Consider the following 20,179-nt stretch of genomic DNA (forward strand, 5'->3'; position numbering starts at 1 on the left):
AAAGCTTGCTCGCGATGGGGCCAGTCCAGGCGCTGCAAACCCAATGCCTGTTGATAAACCCCGACAACGCGGCTACCTGCCTGCCCTCTTCTTCAATCACCTCGCGCAACTGTTCCTGGTCTGGAAACGCTCACCCACGGGGCAGGAAGACGTCGGCCAGCAGTTGATTGCGCGGCAAGCCGGCCAGGTACAAGCGCTTGGCAAAGGCCTCGACCCAGTCGGGATGGCCGCAGAGTAAGGCCTGGGTTTGCCGGGAAACAAGCCGCAGTTGCGCCAAGGCGGACGGCGCCTCGGCCGCGGTCATCAGTTCCACGCTGAGGTTGTGATGCTTGGCCGCCAGCGCCGCCAGGGGTTTGGCCAGGTAATGGCCGGCTGCATCAGGGGCCACGTGAATAAGGCGAATCGCGCCTTGGTGATGCTGGCGCAAAGCTTCGCGCAGCAAGCCAAACAACGGCGCCAGGCCAGTGCCGGCCGCAAGCAACCACAGCGGCCTGTCGTGCCAGTCGGGGTCGTAATGCAGGGCACCGCCGCGCAGTTCGCCCAGGCGGATCGAGTCACCGGCCTTCATCTGCCGGGCCGCATCAATGAACTGGCCGGGCTCGCGGCAATCGAGGTGGAACTCCAGGAAACGGTCTTCCTCGGGCAGGCTCGCCAAGGAATATGGCCGGGCCACGTCGCCGGCCCACAGCACCAGGTGCTGCCCGGCCTGATAACGCAGCGGCCGCTCGGGGGTGACGCGCAGGCGCAGCACCTGGCCACCGAGCCAATCCACCGCCGCCACGTGGGCGGCCTGGCCGTCGCGTTGCGGGTCGAAGGTGTGGATCTGCACATCCTCGACCACCTGGCATTGGCAGGCCAGCCGCCAGCCCTGGTCGCGTTGTACCGGGCTCAGGGCGTCGGGACGGCTGTCGCGCACATCGCCCTCCACGCACTGCACCAGGCACGCATGGCAACTGCCAGCGCGACAACTGTAGGGTACCGCCACGCCGGCGCTGTTCAAGGCGTCCAGCAGGTTACTGCCTGCCGCCACCGTCCATTGCCGACCGGCGACTGTCAGTTCAGGCATCGACGTTCTCCCAGGCGGCGGCGCACCGATTGCGGCCGTCTCGCTTGGCACGGTACAGGGCCTGGTCGGCACGCTGCAACGCGTTGTCCAGGTCATCGCCCATTTCCAGCATCGTCAGGCCCGCCGACAAGCTGAGGGCGCCGACCTGCAGACCGATCAGCTCGACCTCAGTGAACGCCAGCCGCAGCCGCTCGCAGCAGGCCGTCAGGCGCTGGGGGTCGCAGGCGGGCAGCAGCATGACGAATTCCTCGCCGCCATAACGGGCCAATACATCGCCCTCGCGCAGGCACGCCGTGGCGACCGCGGCAAATGCCTGCAGCACCTGGTCGCCAGCAGCGTGGCCGTGCAGGTCGTTGATGCGTTTGAAATGGTCGAGATCAATCAGGGCCAGGCCATGGGCGATGCCGGGCCTGAGGGTGTTGAGTTCGCGCGAAGCCAGGCGCAGGAAGTGCCGGCGATTGAACAGCCCGGTCAGCTCATCGGTAGCCACCAGGTCTTCGAGCTGGCGCATCATCCCGCGCAAGGTGTCCTGGTGCGCCTGCAGGGCAAACCGCCGCTGGCGCATGCGTTGGCGTGATATCTGGACGTAGCGGGCGTAAAACACCAGCCACACCAGCACGAGAAACAACACGGCCACCTGCAACCCGGCCAAGGTAGGGTCGGGAAGCCTGAAGAAGTAACCGTCCCACAGGGTAATAGCGGTGAAGCTGATGAACACCAGCGTCGCACAGCGCACGAAGGCCCGGCGTGACAGGTGAAACAGCCCGAACAGCAGGATCAATACATAAAACACCAGGAACACGCCCCGGGCCTGGTCCAGGTGCGCCATCATCCAGGTCTGCCAACCCAGGCCGATCAACACCTGCACTTCGGTGAGGCTGGGGTCGGCGAAGCGCAGGTTGCGGTCGGTGATAAACAGCGCGAACAGCCCGGCCTGGCACAGCACCACCAACACGCTGCCGATGATGGCACCGCGCAACGAATCGAGGTAATGACCACTGAAAAATGCCAGCCACAACAAAACCAGTGCCAGCGCGTACGTCGCGGCCGCTAAAGCGAAGCGTTTCAGCAAAAGACGTTGAATGGCGTTATGGGTCAATCGTTGACTCACCATGGGAAAGGAAACTGACAGGAGGCGTCCTACGCTACAGGCCAGACGCCACTTTAGTGGCGTGTAGGACAAATGACCATTCAATTCTGGAGCAGAAAAATGGCGTCAAAGCAATGGCCTAGATTGACGCAGTGGTTTGGTGCCTGACACGTCACCTGTGCACCGCTCTGTTGGGCTGTGGGAGCAAAGCTTCTGTGGGAGCAAGGCTTGCCCGCGATGAAGATAACGCGGTCTCCCAGGGAATCGAGGCGCCTTAATCGCGGGCAAGCCTTGCTCCCACAAAGCCTTGCTCCCACAGGGGGCTAGCCTGCGATATACTGCCGCGCCTTTTTAGCGTCGCGCCAGCATGCCCGGCGTGCCTTATAGAGGTGCCGCCCGTCGACCGATGCACCCAAGCGGCCGGCACCTTATTGAATGTTCCCGTCTTTAGAGAGGAGCGCGACTCATGACCGTGATCAAGCAAGATGACCTGATTCAGAGCGTTGCCGACGCTTTGCAGTTCATTTCCTACTACCACCCCGTGGATTTCATCCAGGCGATGCACGAGGCCTACCTGCGCGAAGAATCGCCGGCGGCCCGTGACTCCATGGCGCAGATCCTGATCAACTCGCGCATGTGCGCCACCGGCCATCGGCCGATCTGCCAGGACACCGGCATCGTGACCGTGTTCGTGCGCGTGGGCATGGACGTGCGTTGGGATGGCGCGACCATGAGCCTGGACGACATGATCAACGAGGGCGTGCGTCGCGCCTACAACCTGCCGGAAAACGTCCTGCGTGCCTCCATCCTCGCCGACCCGGCAGGCGCACGTAAAAACACCAAGGACAACACTCCGGCGGTCATCCACTACTCCATCGTCCCGGGCAACACCGTGGAAGTGGATGTGGCGGCCAAGGGCGGCGGCTCCGAGAACAAGTCGAAGATGGCCATGCTCAACCCGTCCGACTCCATCGTCGACTGGGTGCTGAAAACCGTTCCGACCATGGGCGCCGGCTGGTGCCCACCGGGCATGCTGGGTATCGGCATCGGCGGCACCGCCGAGAAAGCCGCGGTGATGGCCAAGGAAGTGTTGATGGAATCCATCGACATCCACGAGCTCAAGGCCCGCGGCCCGCAGAACCGCATCGAAGAAATGCGCCTGGAGCTGTTCGAGAAGGTCAACCAACTGGGCATCGGCGCCCAGGGCCTGGGTGGCCTGACCACCGTGCTCGACGTGAAGATCATGGACTACCCGACCCATGCCGCCTCCCTGCCGGTGTGCATGATCCCCAACTGCGCCGCCACTCGTCACGCCCACTTCGTGCTGGACGGCAGCGGCCCGGCGTCGCTGGAAGCGCCACCGTTGGACGCCTACCCGGAAATCGTCTGGGAAGCCGGCCCGTCGGCCCGTCGCGTCAACCTGGACACCCTGACCCCGGAAGACGTGCAGAGCTGGAAACCGGGCGAAACCGTGCTGCTCAACGGCAAGATGCTCACCGGTCGCGATGCCGCGCACAAGCGCATGGTCGAGATGCTGAACAAGGGTGAAACCTTGCCGGTGGACCTCAAGGGCCGCTTCATCTACTACGTCGGCCCGGTCGACCCGGTAGGCGACGAAGTCGTCGGCCCGGCCGGCCCGACCACCGCCACGCGGATGGACAAGTTCACTCGCCAGATCCTCGAGCAGACCGGCCTGTTGGGCATGATCGGCAAATCCGAGCGCGGCCCGACCGCCATCGAAGCGATCAAGGACAACAAGGCGGTCTACCTCATGGCCGTCGGCGGCGCCGCTTACCTGGTGGCCCAGGCGATCAAGAAATCCAAGGTCCTGGCGTTCGCCGAACTGGGGATGGAAGCGATCTATGAGTTCGAGGTCAAGGACATGCCGGTGACTGTCGCCGTGGACAGCAAAGGCGAGTCGGTGCACATCACCGGTCCGGCGATCTGGCAGAAGAAAATCAGCGAAAGCCTGGCGGTGGAAGTGCAGTAACACGCACGCAAGCGTTCTGGAAAAGGCCGGTGGGTATCAAGCCCACCGGCCCTTTTTTGCGCAGATGACGCCATTTATCGGCACACCTGATGACCTGTCAGATCTGACAGGTTACACCCTTGATGTCTCTTGGCATGCTCAGCCTGGCTGGGGATTGCCCCTGGCGCTGATCAAGGGATGAACCGTCCATGGCAGAGCAATCGCCCCTCCAGATCGTCACACCAACCATCGCCGGCGGCGCCTCCATTGCCACCTTCGGCAACAGCTTCGGCACGGTAGGCACACGGGGCGCGGCCTCCTTTGAGTTACCGCTGCCCGTGTCGGGCGCCCGTCACCTGACGCCTGCCCTGGCCTTGCAATACAACAGCCAGAGCACCAATGACATCTTCGGCATCGGCATGCATTTGCCGATCCCCAGCATCACTCGTAAAACCAGCAAAGGCGTACCGCGTTACGACAGAGACGACGTGATGGTGGGCCCCGACGGGGTGGACCGCTGGCCTGACCTCGAGGGGCAAACCAGCCGAAAAATGGGCGGGCGCACTTTCGCGGTGGTGCGCTATTACCCCAGGATCGAGAGCGCCTTTGATATCTACGAACTCTGGACGTCCATCAATAGCCATCCGTTCTGGCGCGTACAGGGCAGCAATGGCCACGTGTATTGCTACGGCAAAAGCGAAGCGTCGCGCATTGCGGATCCGCAGGTCCCGTCGCGCATCGGCGAATGGCTGCTATTGGAAGAAGTCAGCCCGCTGGGCGAGCACATCTACTATCAATACACGGTCGATCCCGCAGAGTCCGAAGGCCCCCACGACTACCGCGCCCAACGTTACTTGCGCCGGGTCTGCTACGGCAATGCCACGGCCAGCGACACCTTGTATTGCTTCGAGGAAGAAGACCCGGCGAACCTGGCCTGGCACTTTCATCTGCTCCTGGATTACGGACAGCGCTCCCTCGATCTTGAGGAACAACCCGCCTGGACGCCCCTCGACGAGAACGCCTGGTTACTGCGCAGCGACCCGTTCCACCTCTACCGACACGGCTTCGAGATCGGCACGCGGCGCCTGTGCCATCAGGTATTGATGTTCCACCGTTTCCCCGCCGACGCCGAACCGGCGCTGGTGCGACGACTGGTGCTGGAGTACACCCCCACGACGCTGGGCTACAGCCTGTTGACGGCTGCCCACTACCAGGACTGGGGTGCCGAGGGTCGGGTCGAATACGCCCCTCCGGTGGAGCTTCAATACACCGATTTTGAGCCCAACCTCGAACCCGAGGCTTTTTTCGCCCTGGAGACCATGCCCGCCCTGGAGGACGGCCGGCACTACCAGTGCGTAGATCTGTACGGCGAAGGCGTTCCGGGTTTTTTATGTCGCTATACCAATGGCTGGTATTACCGCGAGCCCGAACGCAGCGCGGCCGATGACAACGACGAAATCGGTTACGGCCCTTGGACACTGCTGCCAAGCATCCCGATTGCCGCCGACAACCAAGCGGTGGCGCAGGTACTGACCGACCTGACCGGCAGCGGTCGCCTCAATTGGATCATCGCCCAGCCCGGCACCAACGGCTTTTATACGCTGAACCCAGATCGCAGTTGGTCGACTTTCATTGACTTCAAGCGCTTCCCCACGGAGTTCCTGCACCCCGCCGCGCAACTGGCCGACCTGGCCGGCGATGGCCTGCACTCGCTGGCCATGATCGGCCCCAAAAGCGTTCGGCTGTACGCCAACCTTCGCGAGGAAGGGTTCGCCCTGGGCGTGGACGTACCCCATGAGCCGGACAGCGACTTGCCGTTGTTCAGCGATGTGCGCAGTGAACTGGTGCTCTTCGGCAATATGCTGGGCAGCGACAGCACCGAGCTGTGCCGTATCCGCTTCAATGAAATCAAATGCTGGCCGAACCTGGGCCACGGACGTTTCGGCGAAGGCTTGGTCATGAGCGCTCTTCCCTTCACGTATGCCGAGTTCAATGCCGAACAGGTACGGATCGCGGATCTGGACGGGTCCGGCGCACCGGCGTTGATCTACCTCAAGAGCGACTGTTTCGAGATTTACTTCAATCGCGGCGGCAACGGTCTGGAGCAGACACCCGTCCAGGTGCCATGGCCCGAAGGCATACGCTACGACCGTCTCTGCCAGGTCACCCTGGCTGATCTGCAAGGGCTGGGTTGCAACAGCCTGATCCTGAGCGTGCCCCACCACCTGCCCGATATGAAACCCCGGCATTGGCGCTACGACTTCGTCGCCACACGCCCCTACGTTCTCAGCGCCACGAACAACAACATGGGTTGCCGCAGCACCTTGGCCTACCGCAGCAGCGCACAATTCTGGCTGGATGAAAAAAAACAACGCCAGGCAACGGGCGCATCGCTGGCCTGCTATCTGCCCATGGCCTTGCCGCTGGTGGCGCGTCAACAACAATTGGACGAGATTACCGGCAACTGCCTGACCCAGCGTTTCACCTATTTCGAAGGGTACTACGACAGCTATCACCGCGAGTTCAGAGGCTTCGGTCGGTTGTATCAGCTCGACAGTGAAAGGCCCTTGGACGAGGTGGACGATGGACTCACCGCGCCGGTGCTGGTCAAGACCTGGTTTCACACCGGCAGCAGCGTCGACCAACCCCTCACGGACTGTTTCGAAGACGATACCGATGCGCCGCCGCTCGGCCCCACGCTGCTGGCCCGGTTCCATCGACGGGACAAGGCCGACGACATCATCACACCGGACCCTGATACCGCACGGGAAATGGCCTACGCCCTGGGCGGCCATGTACTGCGCACCGAGACCCATCCCGTCGACTCGAACACTCCGAACAGGCCGTACACGGTCGCCCGCCAACGTTATCTGCTGCGCCATCCCCATGATCATCACAAGAGCCTGCTGGTCCTGGCGCTGGAAACAGTGAGTCATCAATACGACGGCTTCATCAGCGATCCACAGGCCCAGCACGCCATCACGCTTGGCTGGAACCACCACGGCCAGCCGGTGCACAGCTTCGTGGTTCATTACGCCCGGCGCCTGAGCGCTGATGATGATCCCCCCTTCGAAGACGAAGACGAGAACACGTGGTGGCGTGATGCCCATGACGATCAGCAGCAAGTGTTCCAACTCGTCGAAAGCCGGGCCGAGCCAGTGGACTTGCATGACGAAGCAGGACAACGCATACAGCTCGGCCTGCCCTGGCGCGCTCGGACCAACGGCCTGACACTCCCCAAAGGCGAGCTCCCCCTGGGGTTGACCCCACAACAAATCAGTTATGAACGTTTCCTGGAGCACCAAGACTCGGATCCCTGGACGAACGCCCGGGTGCTGATCGCCCTGGAAGAACAAAGCTACCTGCGTGACGACTCGGACAATATCCTGTTCCAAGCCTTGCGCGGTCCGTTGGAAGTGGCCGAGTTCGACAAGCAGGCGCTGGACGCCTACGACGCCGTGCCAGCCCCCTTCGACATCCGCCAGCAATTGGAGACGATTGGCTTCGAACCCATGAAGCTGTTCCTGCCCGAAGACCCGGGCAAGGACGACGCCCAGGACCTGTGGTCCAAGAAAGTCGGTTTCGCCACCTACCTGCCGCTCGATGGTTTTTTCCATATAAGCGCCTTGCAGGAAACCCAGAGCCATGGCGTTACCACGACCGAATACGACACCTATCACTTGATGCCCACCGCCGTCACGCTACCGGACGGGTGTGCGACCCGCATCGAATATGACTATCACTGGCTGCTGCCGCGAAAAATCGTCGACGCCAACGACAACGTCCAGGAAGCGCTTTATGGCTCGGCCGCGGTGCCCTTGGGCATCACCTTTCACGGCACCGAGAATGGCGCTCCGGCAGGCTTCGATGCCATCGACACTTATGAGCCTCCCGACGATCTGTCTCCAGCCCATGCCATTGCCAACCCCGAGGCCACCCTGGGCAACATGGCCAGCGCCGTGCGGATAGAAGACATGAGTTGGATGGGCACGCTTGACCTGGCGCTGGTGCTGGCGACGCAGCGCGACGAGTGGATCAGCGCCCGTTATGTGCTGCCCAGCGGCCACATCCGTGCGTCGGCGCGGGTTCGCCTGGCCCGACTCAAAACCCGTACCGCCGGCGAGGAACTGCTCTGGACTTTGATCCAGGCGATGGCCCGGGAGCCGGCTCACAGCGTCGTGCTGAGCGCCGATCGTTATCCGAATGATCCATTGCGCCAGATCCGCATCACCCTCAGCGCCGTCGACGGTTTTGGCCGTGCCTTGCAAAGCAAGCAACGGGTCGAGGCGGGAAAAGCCTACGCCGTGGCCGAAGACGGCTCGCTGTTACTGGACGACCAGGGGCGTCCCATCCAGCACGAGGCCAACTCACGCTGGCGCGTCAGCGAACGGGTCGAGTACAACAACAAAGGCTTGGTGACGCGGGTCTATCGTCCTTATTTCGCCGATGCCTGGCGCTACATCAACGACGCCTCGTTGCGCGAACACGGTTATCACGACAGGCAGTTCTACGATCCGCCCGGGCGGTTGGTCAAGGTCATCAATGCCAAGGGACACGAAGCCTGGCATGTCTACCATCCGTGGTACCAGTGCGATCACGATTACAACGATACCGATCCGGGGAATTGACGCGTGGACAAAAAAACTGGCTTTGTACAAAGGGAGCCGAACCACTGACAATCCGTTTTTTTGCTGACGCAAGCCAAAGCCTCTAGACAGTGATCAATGGTACTCGACGCTGGGGAACATCACGGCCGACAGTGACATGCTATCGTGCCCGTCCCTGTCCAGCCCTTGAAACCATCACATGCCCGCAATGCCACGTCCTTTGCGCCTGTCGTTGTACATCCTGCTGATTCTTGCCGGCGCCGCCCTCGCCGCCGCCCTGGCCGTGCGCCATGCCGAACGCGTGGCCCTGGAGGAGGACGCCCGCCGCGCAAGCCAGCAACTGGCACTGTATGCCAACTCGTTGCACACCCTGATCGAACGCTATCGCGCCCTGCCCGCCGTGCTGGCGCTGGACCCGCAGCTACGCGACGCCCTCAAGGGCCCGGTCAACCCGGCGCAACAGGATGCCTTGAACCGCAAGCTGGAAAAGATCAACGGCGCCGCGCAATCCTCGACATTGGAGTTGCTCGACCACACCGGCCTGGCGGTCGCCGCGAGCAACTGGCAGTTGCCCAGCAGCTATGTCGGGCACAACTATGGTTTCCGCCCTTATTTCCTCCAGACCCGTACCCTTGGTACCGGGCGGTTCTATGCGGTGGGCGTGACCAGCGGCATCCCGGGCTATTTTTTGTCCAGCGCGGTGACCGACGACAACGGTGAATTCCTCGGCGCGATGGTGGTAAAGCTGGAGTTTCCGGAGTTGGAGCGCGAATGGCGCCAGGGCAGCGACACGCTATTGGTCAGCGATGCGCGGGGCATCATCTTCATCGCCAACCGCCCGGGCTGGCGTTATCGCCACTTGCAGCCGCTGAGCGACAGCGACCGAGCCGAACTCAAGGCCACCCGTCAATACGACAAACAACCGTTGCAACCGCTGGCCCATGAGCCCCTGCGACACTTTGACGACAATAGCCATCTGGCCCGGGTCGAGACGCCCGATGGCTCGACGGACTACCTGTGGAAATCCTTGCCACTGACCGCCGAAGGCTGGACGCTGCACTTGCTGCGCCGTCCGCAGATCGCCTTCGAAGACCTGCGCAACGCCGGGCTCGCCGCCGCCGGGTTATGGCTGACGCTGGTGTTCCTGCTGCTGTTTCTCAACCAGCGCTGGCGCCTGGCAAGGTTGCGCCAGCGCAGCCGCGAAGAGCTTGAACGGTTGGTCGAAGAACGTACCCGGGATCTGCGCACCGCCCAGGACGGGCTGGTGCAATCGGCCAAGTTGGCGGCATTGGGACAGATGTCGGCGGCCTTGGCCCATGAAATCAACCAGCCCTTGACCGCCCAGCGCATGCAACTGGCGACCCTGCGCTTGCTGCTCGATCACGGTCGGGTCGATGACGCCTACAAGGCCCTCAAACCGGTGGACGACATGCTGACCCGCATGGCCGCCCTCACCGGCCACCTGAAGACCTTTGCCCGCAAAAGCCCCAGCGGCCTGCGCGAGCGCCTGGACCTGGCGGCGGTGGTGGACCAGGCGCTGCAACTGTTGGACACGCGTCTGCGCGACGAACAGATCAGTACCGTGCTGTACCTGACTCGACCAGCCTGGGTACGCGGCGATGCGATTCGCCTCGAACAGGTGTTGATCAACCTGCTGCGCAATGCCCTCGACGCCATGGCCGGCCAACCCATCAAGCGCCTGGAGGTGCGCCTGGAGGCCGATGAGCAATTGTGGCGCCTGACCGTCAGCGACAGCGGCACCGGCATCGCCGAGGAACACCTGGCCCAGGTCTTCGATCCGTTCTTCACCACCAAGGCGGTGGGCGACGGCCTGGGTCTGGGGCTGGCGGTTTCGTTTGCAATCATCCATGAATCCGGTGGACGGCTGACGGCGGACAACCACGAGAACGGCGCGGTATTCTGCGTGACCTTGCCCATCGATCAGGAGACGCAACTGCATGCTTGATTCAGTCATGGTCGTTGACGACGAAGGCAGCATTCGCAGTGCCGTCGAACAATGGTTGAGCCTGTCGGGATTCCAGGTGCAGTTGTTCAGCCGCGCCGACGAATGCCTGGCGCGGTTGCCGGAGCATTTCCCCGGAGTGATCCTCAGCGATGTGCGCATGCCCGGCCTCAGCGGCCTGGAGCTGTTGGCCGAAGTGCGCCGCCGCGATCCCGACCTGCCGGTAATTCTGTTGACCGGCCACGGTGACGTGCCCATGGCCGTGGAGGCCATGCGCGACGGCGCCTACGACTTCCTGGAAAAACCCTTCAGCCCCGAAGCCTTGCTCGGCAGCCTGCGTCGGGCCCTGGACAAGCGCACCCTGGTCCTGGAGAACCGTCGCCTGCATGAACAGGCCGACGCCCGGTCCCGCCTCGACGGGACGCTGCTGGGGGTTTCCCGTGCGTTGCAAAACCTGCGGCGCCAGGTGCTGGACCTGGCGGCACTGCCGGTCAACGTGTTGATCCGCGGCGAAACCGGCAGCGGCAAGGAACTGGTCGCCCGTTGCCTGCACGACTTCGGCCCCAGGGCGAGCAAACCCTTTGTCGCATTGAACTGCGCGGCCATTCCCGAACCGCTGTTCGAGGCCGAGCTATTCGGCCATGAAAGCGGCGCCTTCACCGGCGCCCAGGGCAAGCGCATCGGCAAGCTCGAATACGCCGACGGGGGCACGCTGTTTCTCGACGAAATCGAGAGCATGCCCCTGGCCCAGCAGGTCAAGTTGCTGCGGGTGTTGCAGGAGCAGAAGCTCGAACGCCTGGGTTCCAACCAGAGCATCCATGTGGACCTGCGCATCATCGCCGCCACCAAGCCCGACCTGCTGGACGAAGCCCGGGCCGGGCGTTTTCGCGAAGACCTGGCCTATCGCCTGAACATCGCCGAACTGCGCCTGCCGCCGCTGCGTGAACGGCGCGAGGACATTCCCTTGCTGTTCGAGCACTTCACCCACAGCGCCGCCGAACGCCTGGGCCGCCGCGCCGCGCCCCTGAGCGGCCCGCAATTGAGCCATCTGCTCAGCCACGACTGGCCGGGCAACGTACGGGAACTGGCCAACGTCGCCGAACGCCAGGTGTTGGGGCTCGATCAACTGCCCGTCCTGGAGACCGAGCCGGGCCAATCCCTCGCGGCCCAGCAGGAAGCCTTCGAAGCCCAATGCCTGCGCGCCGCCCTGACCCGGCACAAAGGCGATGTGAAAGCGGTGCTCGAAGAACTGCAACTGCCACGCCGCACCTTCAATGAAAAGATGCAGCGGCATGGGTTGAACCGGGAGATGTTCTTGTAGGGGCGCAGGTTTTGGGAGGCCCAATCAACCCTCTTCACGAGCAGGCTCGCTCACCATTTTGTCCGGCGTACACATGCCCCTGTGGGAGCGAGCTTGCTCGCGATGGCGCCGGTACAGCCGCCCCCTGCATAAGCGGATTCCCGCCCACACCCCCAGCCACAATGAGCGGATTTCCGCTCACCTGCCGCCACAAACCCCTCTAAACCGGCCTTCCGCCATCTGGCACAGCTCCTGCTATAGCCCTGTCAGGCTGCGTTCCTACGCGCTCCACAAAAACAATTAAACGAAGGATCCTTCAATGGACAACTCCAACGCCCTGCCCATTGGGTCGGCTGCCGTGCCCGCCCGTGAAAGAACCACCGCCAGCCGGATCAAATCGATCTTCAGCGGCTCGGTTGGCAACATGGTCGAGTGGTATGACTGGTACGTCTACGCCGCGTTCTCGTTGTACTTTGCCAAAGTATTTTTCCCGGCCGGGTCATCCACGGCACAATTGATGAAAACCGCCGCGATCTTCGCCGTAGGCTTTTTGATGCGCCCGATCGGTGGCTGGCTGATGGGCCTGTACGCTGATCGCGCTGGCCGCAAGGCGGCACTGATGGCCTCGGTGTACCTGATGTGCTTCGGCTCGCTGATCATCGCCCTGAGCCCCGGCTACGAAACCATCGGCGTCGGTGCGCCGATCCTGCTGGTGGTGGCCCGTTTGCTCCAGGGCCTGTCGGTGGGCGGCGAATACGGCACCTCGGCAACCTACTTGAGCGAAATGGCGACAAAGGAACGTCGCGGCTTCTTCTCCAGCTTCCAATACGTGACCCTGATCTCCGGCCAACTCATCGCCTTGGGCGTGTTGATCGTGCTGCAACGGTTCCTCACCACCGAAGAGCTGTACGCCTGGGGCTGGCGCATCCCGTTTGCCATCGGCGCGCTGTGTGCGATCGTGGCGCTGTACCTGCGTCGCGGCATGGAAGAAACCGAGTCGTTCACCAAGAAGGAAAAAGCCAAGGAAAGCGCGATGCGCACCTTGATGCGCCATCCAAAAGAGCTGATGACCGTGGTCGGCCTGACCATGGGCGGCACCCTGGCGTTCTACACCTACACTACCTACATGCAGAAATACCTGGTGAACACCGTCGGCATGAGCATCTCCGACTCCACCACCATTTCCGCTGCCACGCTGTTCCTGTTCATGTGTCTGCAACCGGTGGTCGGCGGGCTGTCGGACAAGATCGGTCGCCGGCCGATCCTGATCGCCTTCGGCATCCTCGGCACGCTGTGCACCGTTCCGATCCTCACGGCCCTGCACTCCGTCCAGAGCTGGTGGGGCGCGTTCTTCCTGATTATGGCCGCGCTGATCATCGTCAGCGGCTACACCTCGATCAACGCCGTGGTGAAAGCCGAGTTGTTCCCCACCGAAATCCGCGCCCTGGGTGTCGGCCTGCCCTACGCGCTGACCGTGTCGATCTTCGGCGGCACCGCTGAATACATCGCACTGTGGTTCAAGAGCATCGGCATGGAAACCGGCTACTACTGGTACGTGACGGCGTGCATCGCCGTGTCGCTGTTGGTGTACATCACCATGAAAGACACCCGCAAGCACTCGCGGATCGTCACCGACTGACAGCCAAGTCGAACAAAAAAGGGGCGAACCTGTTCAGGTTCGCCCCTTTTTTTGTTCGGCAGATCCAACGATTTACCTGACATTAATCTCTGGTTAATGCCCGACCTCCATCCTCACCCTCAATAGAACGCCATTCGATACCCCGGTAAATGGGCCTCATTGACCGTTCTGTGGCAACTGTCGATGCATCGATTTAATCGATTGATATAAGCGTCTTTTTGCGCTTTTTAATCAAATTAACGAGCGTAATATGAACTCCACACCCACGGCGCCTAACGCCAAACATTCTGGAGCACGACCATGAAAACCAAACTGATCATCGCCCTGACCCTTTCCGTACTGGCTGCCAACACCTTTGCTGCCGACGGTTTCGACCGCACCAGCTCGGCCATCGCCGCCGATGGTTATGACCGTACTAGCGCCGCTACCGTCGCAGCAGATGGTTATGACCGCACTGGCGGCGCTACCGTCGCTGAAGATGGCTTCGACCGCACTGGCGGCGCCACCGTCGCTGAAGATGGCTTCGACCGCACTGGCGGCGCTACCGTCGCTGAAGACGGCTTCGACCGCACTAACGGCGCCACCGTCGCTGAAGATGGCTTCGACCGCACTAACGGCGCTACCGTCGCTGAAGATGGCTTCGACCGCACTAACGGCGCCACCGTCGCTGAAGATGGCTTCGACCGCACTAACACTGCTGCCATCAGCTAATCCGAGAACGACACCCTCACAGCCCGGCTTCGGCCGGGCTTAGTTATTCATGGGACATGGAAAAAGGAAGACCGTCAGTGGTTTTGTTATCGCCGCTCCCACAAAGTCCCAGGGTGCTGACAAAAACAGTGCGGCCCTGCACTATCTTCCAATCCCTTGAAACCCCACCGAAGGACCTTCTTCAACCATGCCCGATGACATCCATTTCTATGAACCCGCCAGCGGCCACGGCCTGCCCCACGACCCGTTCAACGCCATCGTTGGCCCGCGCCCCATTGGCTGGATTTCGTCCCAGGATGCAGAAGGCCGCCTGAACCTGGCGCCCTACAGTTTCTTCAACGCCTTCAACTACATTCCGCCGATCATTGGCTTCTCCAGCGTCGGGCGCAAAGACAGCCTGAACAACATCGAACAGACCGGAGAATTCGCCTGGAACCTGGCCACGCGCCCGCTGGCCGAGCAGATGAACCAGAGCTGCGCGATGGTCGCGCCAGAGGTCAATGAGTTCGAACTGGCGGGTTTGACGACAGCGCCGTCACGGGTGATCCAGGTTCCGCGCGTCGCCGAAAGCCCGGTGTCCTTCGAGTGCAAGGTCACGCAGATCATTCAATTGCAGCGGGCGGATAAAGGGTTGGTGCCCAGTTGGCTGATCCTCGGCGAAGTGGTCGCCGTGCATATCGCCAAGTGGCTGTTGAAGGATGGGGTATACGACACCGCAGCCGCCGAGCCGATCTTGCGCGGTGGCGGGCCGGCGGATTATTTCCAGTTGGGGCCTGAGGCGTTGTTCAAGATGCATCGCCCCCAATAGAAAGTTTGCAACAAGGCATTTATCTGTGGGAGCAAGGCTTGCCCGCGATGAAGGCAACGCGGTCTGTCTTGAGAACCGAGGGGCCCGCATCGCGGGCAAGCCTTGCTCCCACAGCCTTAATCTCGTTGGTTCCAGATCAACCCGCCCTCGTCGTCGACACCCTTGAGACGGGTCAACTGCAGGGCTGCAGCTTCATCGGCTTTGACAGCCGTCTCGAAGGTCTGCTCTTCAAGGATCTTGTTGAAGCGCGGCGCACCTGAGCCGCCGATGGCCTTGGTGGCAATGGCGGCATAGTAGCCGCCTTCCCGGGGAACGACGGCAGAAACAGCTTCAAAGGTTTCAAAGGCTTTACGTGCCATGTCTTGTGCATCCTGGCGGTGGAAAATGACGCTCATTAAACCTTCAACCGGCCAGTTTGTGTACCTGTGCCCGGCACCCTTCAGTCGCCTGGGCGGCGGAGACTTCCCTGAAGGTGTGGAAATCCAGGCTGCTCACCACCAGGTCCTGCACCAGCTCGGCGAAAATCGCCATGGCCGGTGAATTGAAATAGGCGTCCATTGACGGCTGATTGACCCAGAGCCCGGACACCAGCCACAAATCAGCGTCGCATTGCGATTGCTGCAAGGCAAAGTGCAAGCAACCGGGAGCCAGGCGCGAGGGCGCGATCAGCGTACTCAGGCGCGCCCCCAGTTGCTTGGAGCAACCGCCGCGGGCCCGGATAAAAGCCATATGGCTGACGGGGATCTGTGTAGTCATGTTCAACCCTCCCAGGTAATCCGTTGTGCAGCCGGGGACAGCTGCGACAGGATCAAAGGTTAAGCGCCACGACGCCAGCTTCGTTAGTCGATTCCTGCCGACCCATTGCACGATCCTGCGCATCGGCGTCACAAAATTCGCCATCGATCCGGTCGAAACCCGGGAAGTTGAAACAAAAGGTTTCAAGCAAGTTTCGGTAACCTTGCACCGTCATGGCCCCTTGCGCCGTGCAGGATCAGGCAAGCTTTCAACAGGATGTTGCTACCGTTGCGCCTTGCACAAACATAAGCTTTTGTTCATCGCCCCCTATCGCCTGAGGATCCCGGCATGTCGCCACTCGACCACGCCCACGTCCCGCTGGACACGCACCTGGAACAACAGCGCGCCGAATTGGCGTCGATCATCGACCGCAACACCAGCGAAGACGGCAGCTACGCCACGGCCATCGGCTCGCTGAACCTGTCGCGCCACAGCAAGCCCCAAAAGTTCGCCCCGGTGCTGGCCCAACCGGCGCTGTGCATCATGGCCCAGGGCAGCAAACAGGTGCGCCTGGCCGATGAGTTCTTCAACTATGACCCGCTCCATTACCTGGTGGTCTCGGTGTCGATGCCGTTGAGTGGTTGCATCGCGGACGTATCGCCGCAAGAGCCGATCCTCGCCCTGCGCCTGGACATCGATCCGGCGGAAATCACCGCGTTGATTGCCGACGCCGGCCCCTTGGGCGTGCCGACACGCCTCGCCGGGCGCGGGCTGTATGTCGAACGCCTGGACACGCCGATGCTCGACGCCGTGCTGCGCCTGGCGCGGCTGCTCGACACGCCGAAGGACATCGCCATGCTCGCGCCGCTGGTGCGCCGGGAAATCCTCTATCGCCTGCTGCGCAGTCCCCAGGGCTATCGAATGTACGAAATCGCCATCGCCAACAGTCAGAGCCATCGCATCAGCCAGGCGATCAAATGGCTCAATGGCCATTTCGAACAGCCGCTGCGCATCGATGAACTCGCCCGGGAAGTGAACCTCAGCGTCTCGACCCTGCATCACCGCTTCAAGGCCATGACCGCCATGAGCCCGCTGCAATACCAGAAGCAACTGCGCCTGCAGGAAGCCCGGCGGCTGATGCTCGCCGAAGGGCTGGAAGCCTCGGCGGCGGGGTATCGGGTGGGTTATGAGAGCCCCTCGCAGTTCAGCCGCGAGTACAGCCGGTTGTTCGGCGCGCCGCCGTTGCGGGATCTGGCGCGGTTGCGGATGACTGTTTGACCTGAAGTTTGCGTAGCTTTTTCCGCCCTCTTCGCGAGCAAGCTTGCTCGCGATGAGGCCAGTAAAAGCACCTCATCTCTTGAACTCAGGCACCGAGCAACCGACACGCCTGCGCCGGTATGGTCACCGACACCGCATGCCCGATCCCCAGGTCCATGCCCTGGCAAGGCGTGCTCAGCGCCGTGAACGAAACTCCGGAACATTCCACCGTGGTCTCGACGGTCGCACCGATGTCCCGCACGAACGTCACCTTGCCCAGCAACCGGTTACCCGCCGTGGCCTGGGGCGTGGACAGTTGCACGTCTTCGGGGCGCACCAACAACTTGATCTTCTCGCCAGCGATAACGCTATGGCTGGCCGGCACGTCCAGCGTATCGCCGCCCGGCAGCCCGACCCGCCCGTTGCCCAGCGTCGTCGCCGGGAAAATGTTGCCTGAGCCGATGAAGTCGGCGACGAATTCATTGGCCGGGTGGCGGTAGATCTCGATCGGCGTACCGACCTGTTGCACCCGATGTTCCCCCAGCACCACGACGATGTCGGCCATGGTCATGGCTTCGCGCTGATCATGGGTCACTAAAATGGTGGTGATGTTCAACCGCTGTTGCAGTTGGCGGATTTCCACTTGCATCGACTCGCGCAACTTCGCGTCCAGGGCCGACAGCGGTTCGTCCAGCAAGAGGATTTTCGGTCGGGCGGCAATGGCCCGGGCAATCGCCACGCGCTGGCGCTGGCCACCGGAGAGTTTCGCCACGGGCCGGTCGATCATCGCCTGGAGCTGGATCAATTCCAGCAACTCCACCACCCGCGCCTGTTGCTCGGCCTTGCCTACGCCCCGCAGTTTCAGCGGATAGGCGATGTTCTCGCCGACGGTCATGTGGGGAAACAGGGCCAACGATTGAAACACCATGCCGAAGTTGCGCAGGTGCGCCGGGGTGTGGCCGATGTCTTGGCCGTCCAGGCGGATTTCGCCGCCGCTGAGGCTTTCCAGGCCGGCGATCATGCGCAGCAAGGTGGTCTTGCCACAGCCCGAAGGCCCGAGGAAACACACCAGCTTGCCCTCGGGCAAATGCAGGTTCACGTCCGTTACCGCGCAGGCCGAGCCGTAATGTTTCTCGACGTTTTCCAGTATCAGTCCAGTCATGTCTTCACCTCGAAATCAAAAGGAAACGCCGCCCTCGCCCACCAACTTCTCCAACGCCCAGATCAACACGAAATCGATCAGCACGATGAGCACGGCAAACGAAAAAACGGTGGGGTCCAGCGACGACACGGTGCGGCTGTACATCCAGATCGGCACGGTCATGACATCGATGGTGTAGAGGAAATAGGTCACGGTGAATTCGTTGAACGAGACAATGAACGCCAGCAGCATCCCGGCGAGAATCCCTGACTTCATCAACGGCACCACCACATCGATGATGGCCCGCCGTGGTGTCGCCCCGAGCATTCGCGCGGCTTCTTCGACTTCACTGCCGATACCGAGCATGGCGGCGGTGCAGTTCTTCACCACGAACGGCAAGGCGAGGATGACGTGGGCAATGACCAGCCGCGAGGTGGTCATCTGGAACGGCAAGCTGTCGAACACCAGCAGCAGCGCCAATCCCAGCACCACCATGGGAAACACCAGCGGCAGCGACATCAGTTGCAACGCCACCGCCTTGCCACGGAACTCGCAACGGGTCAGCGCGTAGGCCGCCGGCACCGCGATCAGCGTGGCGAATATCATCGTCAGGCAGGCCACCCACAAACTGGTGCCCATGGCCTGGCCCAGGCTCAGCACGTCGCTGGCATCCGGCGAAACGAAGGTGTGCCAGGCGGCCCGGTACCATTGCAAGCTGTAGCTGCTCGGCGGAAAGTCCAGGTTCGCCGCGCCACTGAAGGACATGACGATCATGGTCAGGATCGGCAGCACCGCCAGCAACAGAATGAAACCCGACAGCAGCCCCACTGCGCGTCCGTTTTCACCGGGCAACAACGACTGGCGTTTTTTACTCAACGTGTTCATTGAGCAGCCTCCAGCATCCGCCGACGACGGCCGGTGAAATATTCGGACAGGGTCATGATCATCAGCGTGGTGACAATCAGCACCATCCCGGCGGCGGACGCGGCGGGCCAGTTCATCAATGGGGCAATCTGGTCGTGGACCATTACCGCCAGCATCGGCACCCGCCGACCGCCCAACAGCAGCGGCACGACAAAGCTGCTGGCGTTGTAGGCAAACACCAGCGTCGCGCCGGTGATGATCCCTGGCAGGCTCATGGGCAGTACCACTTGGCGAAACACCAGCAAGCGGCTGGCGCCGAGGGTGGCGGCGGCTTCTTCATAACTGCGGGCCACGCCACGCATGGCGCTGGCGATGGGCAGCACGGCCAGTGGGAAGGCCGTTTGGACCAAGCCCATCAACACACCATTCTGGTTGTACAGCAGCATGATCGGCCGCTTGATCAGGCCCAGGCCCATGAGCGCCTGATTGAGCATGCCGGCAGGGCCGAGTATCACCAGCCAGCCGTAGCTTTGCAGCAGCAGGTTGACCAACAGCGGCAACAGCACCGCCGCCAGGAACACCCGCCGCAACAACGGCGAGGCCAGGCGCGACATGGTGTAGGCCACGGGTATCGCCAGCAGCACGGCGATCACCGCGCTGATCAATGCAAGGCGCAAGGTCAGCAGCAGGGACTTGAGGTAATAGGGCTCCAGCAACTGCCCGTAGCTGGCGAGGCTGAACCCACTCCACTCCGCGCCCTTGGTGCCGACGCTCATGCGCAGCACCAACAGGCTGGCAGCGATCAGCACACCGAGAAACAACATCGACGGTGACAGGAAAAGCCAGGCTCGGCGGGTGGGTGACATACCCCGGGTGGCGCGCATGGGCGCAACACGCTGGGGCTGGGTTAACGGTAGGTGTTCCATGGCAAGATCTCGTCAGTGGAAAACGACAGAACAAACACAATCTCAAAACAACCCAATTCCCTGTGGGAGCGAGCTTGCTCGCGAAGGCGACAGCACAGTCAGC

The 20,179-nt window shown here is 62.1% G+C and carries 16 protein-coding genes; 8 read left to right on the plus strand and 8 right to left on the minus strand.

The features are described 5' to 3' along the window. Positions 1–130 precede the first annotated feature (130 nt). The gene (locus AC09SL_RS28730) at positions 131–1,066 is read right to left on the minus strand and encodes an iron-sulfur-binding ferredoxin reductase (RefSeq protein WP_064107029.1); all 936 of its coding nucleotides are present in this window, start codon (positions 1,064–1,066) and stop codon (positions 131–133) included. Beyond that, a complete protein-coding gene (locus tag AC09SL_RS28735) occupies positions 1,059–2,165 on the minus strand; it encodes a GGDEF domain-containing protein (RefSeq protein ID WP_058546070.1) in 1,107 nt (368 codons plus the stop codon). The genes AC09SL_RS28730 and AC09SL_RS28735 overlap by 8 nt, the downstream gene beginning before the upstream one ends. 457 nt (positions 2,166–2,622) lie before the next feature. Between AC09SL_RS28735 and AC09SL_RS28740 the strand changes: the two genes are divergently transcribed. The 7 genes from AC09SL_RS28740 to AC09SL_RS28770 all read left to right on the plus strand — a co-directional run bounded on the left by AC09SL_RS28740 (position 2,623) and on the right by AC09SL_RS28770 (position 15,153). Continuing rightward, on the plus strand, positions 2,623–4,146 hold the full coding sequence (locus AC09SL_RS28740; protein WP_058546051.1) for a fumarate hydratase: 1,524 nt from the start codon (positions 2,623–2,625) through the stop codon (positions 4,144–4,146). 188 nt (positions 4,147–4,334) lie between these two features. Further along, positions 4,335–8,753: a SpvB/TcaC N-terminal domain-containing protein gene (locus AC09SL_RS28745; RefSeq protein WP_058546052.1), complete on the plus strand. Its 4,419-nt coding sequence runs from the start codon at positions 4,335–4,337 to the stop codon at positions 8,751–8,753. A gap of 178 nt (positions 8,754–8,931) precedes the next feature. After that, entirely contained in the window at positions 8,932–10,698 is a 1,767-nt protein-coding gene (locus AC09SL_RS28750) for a sensor histidine kinase (RefSeq protein ID WP_058546053.1), read from the plus strand. Then, positions 10,691–12,016 (plus strand): sigma-54-dependent transcriptional regulator, encoded by a 1,326-nt coding sequence (locus tag AC09SL_RS28755; RefSeq protein WP_058546054.1) that lies wholly within the window; start codon positions 10,691–10,693, stop codon positions 12,014–12,016. Before AC09SL_RS28750 ends, AC09SL_RS28755 begins: the two co-directional genes overlap by 8 nt. 298 nt (positions 12,017–12,314) lie before the next feature. After that, positions 12,315–13,634 (plus strand): MFS transporter, encoded by a 1,320-nt coding sequence (locus tag AC09SL_RS28760; protein ID WP_058546055.1) that lies wholly within the window; start codon positions 12,315–12,317, stop codon positions 13,632–13,634. A 300-nt stretch (positions 13,635–13,934) separates the two neighbouring features. Further along, on the plus strand, positions 13,935–14,345 hold the full coding sequence (locus AC09SL_RS28765) for a hypothetical protein (RefSeq protein ID WP_064107028.1): 411 nt from the start codon (positions 13,935–13,937) through the stop codon (positions 14,343–14,345). Positions 14,346–14,532: 187 nt separating this feature from the next. Continuing rightward, a complete protein-coding gene (locus AC09SL_RS28770; RefSeq protein WP_058546057.1) occupies positions 14,533–15,153 on the plus strand; it encodes a flavin reductase family protein in 621 nt (206 codons plus the stop codon). A gap of 116 nt (positions 15,154–15,269) precedes the next feature. On the opposite strand, the gene AC09SL_RS28775 is transcribed toward AC09SL_RS28770, so the two are convergent. Genes AC09SL_RS28775 through AC09SL_RS28785 form a run of 3 tightly spaced genes read right to left on the minus strand, consistent with a single transcriptional unit; the run spans position 15,270 to position 16,123 of the window. Then, the gene (locus tag AC09SL_RS28775; protein ID WP_058546071.1) at positions 15,270–15,512 is read right to left on the minus strand and encodes a hypothetical protein; all 243 of its coding nucleotides are present in this window, start codon (positions 15,510–15,512) and stop codon (positions 15,270–15,272) included. A 43-nt stretch (positions 15,513–15,555) separates the two neighbouring features. Beyond that, a complete protein-coding gene (locus AC09SL_RS28780) occupies positions 15,556–15,909 on the minus strand; it encodes a putative quinol monooxygenase (RefSeq protein ID WP_058546058.1) in 354 nt (117 codons plus the stop codon). A gap of 52 nt (positions 15,910–15,961) precedes the next feature. Continuing rightward, positions 15,962–16,123, minus strand: a complete 162-nt coding sequence (locus AC09SL_RS28785) for a hypothetical protein (protein ID WP_155742102.1) — start codon at positions 16,121–16,123, stop codon at positions 15,962–15,964. A gap of 113 nt (positions 16,124–16,236) precedes the next feature. Between AC09SL_RS28785 and AC09SL_RS28790 the strand changes: the two genes are divergently transcribed. After that, positions 16,237–17,166, plus strand: a complete 930-nt coding sequence (locus tag AC09SL_RS28790) for an AraC family transcriptional regulator (protein ID WP_064107027.1) — start codon at positions 16,237–16,239, stop codon at positions 17,164–17,166. A gap of 85 nt (positions 17,167–17,251) precedes the next feature. Here the strand turns inward: AC09SL_RS28790 and AC09SL_RS28795 are convergent, their stop codons facing one another. Genes AC09SL_RS28795 through AC09SL_RS28805 form a run of 3 tightly spaced genes read right to left on the minus strand, consistent with a single transcriptional unit; the run spans position 17,252 to position 20,076 of the window. Beyond that, complete coding sequence (locus AC09SL_RS28795) at positions 17,252–18,307, minus strand: ABC transporter ATP-binding protein (RefSeq protein ID WP_058546059.1); 1,056 nt, start codon at positions 18,305–18,307, stop codon at positions 17,252–17,254. A gap of 15 nt (positions 18,308–18,322) precedes the next feature. Then, positions 18,323–19,171, minus strand: coding sequence for an ABC transporter permease (locus AC09SL_RS28800; protein ID WP_058546060.1), 849 nt, complete (start codon positions 19,169–19,171; stop codon positions 18,323–18,325). Further along, entirely contained in the window at positions 19,168–20,076 is a 909-nt protein-coding gene (locus AC09SL_RS28805; protein WP_058546061.1) for an ABC transporter permease, read from the minus strand. Before AC09SL_RS28805 ends, AC09SL_RS28800 begins: the two co-directional genes overlap by 4 nt. Between the last annotated feature and the right edge of the window lie 103 nt (positions 20,077–20,179).

It is taken from the genome of Pseudomonas sp. PF05 (genome assembly GCF_056521845.1).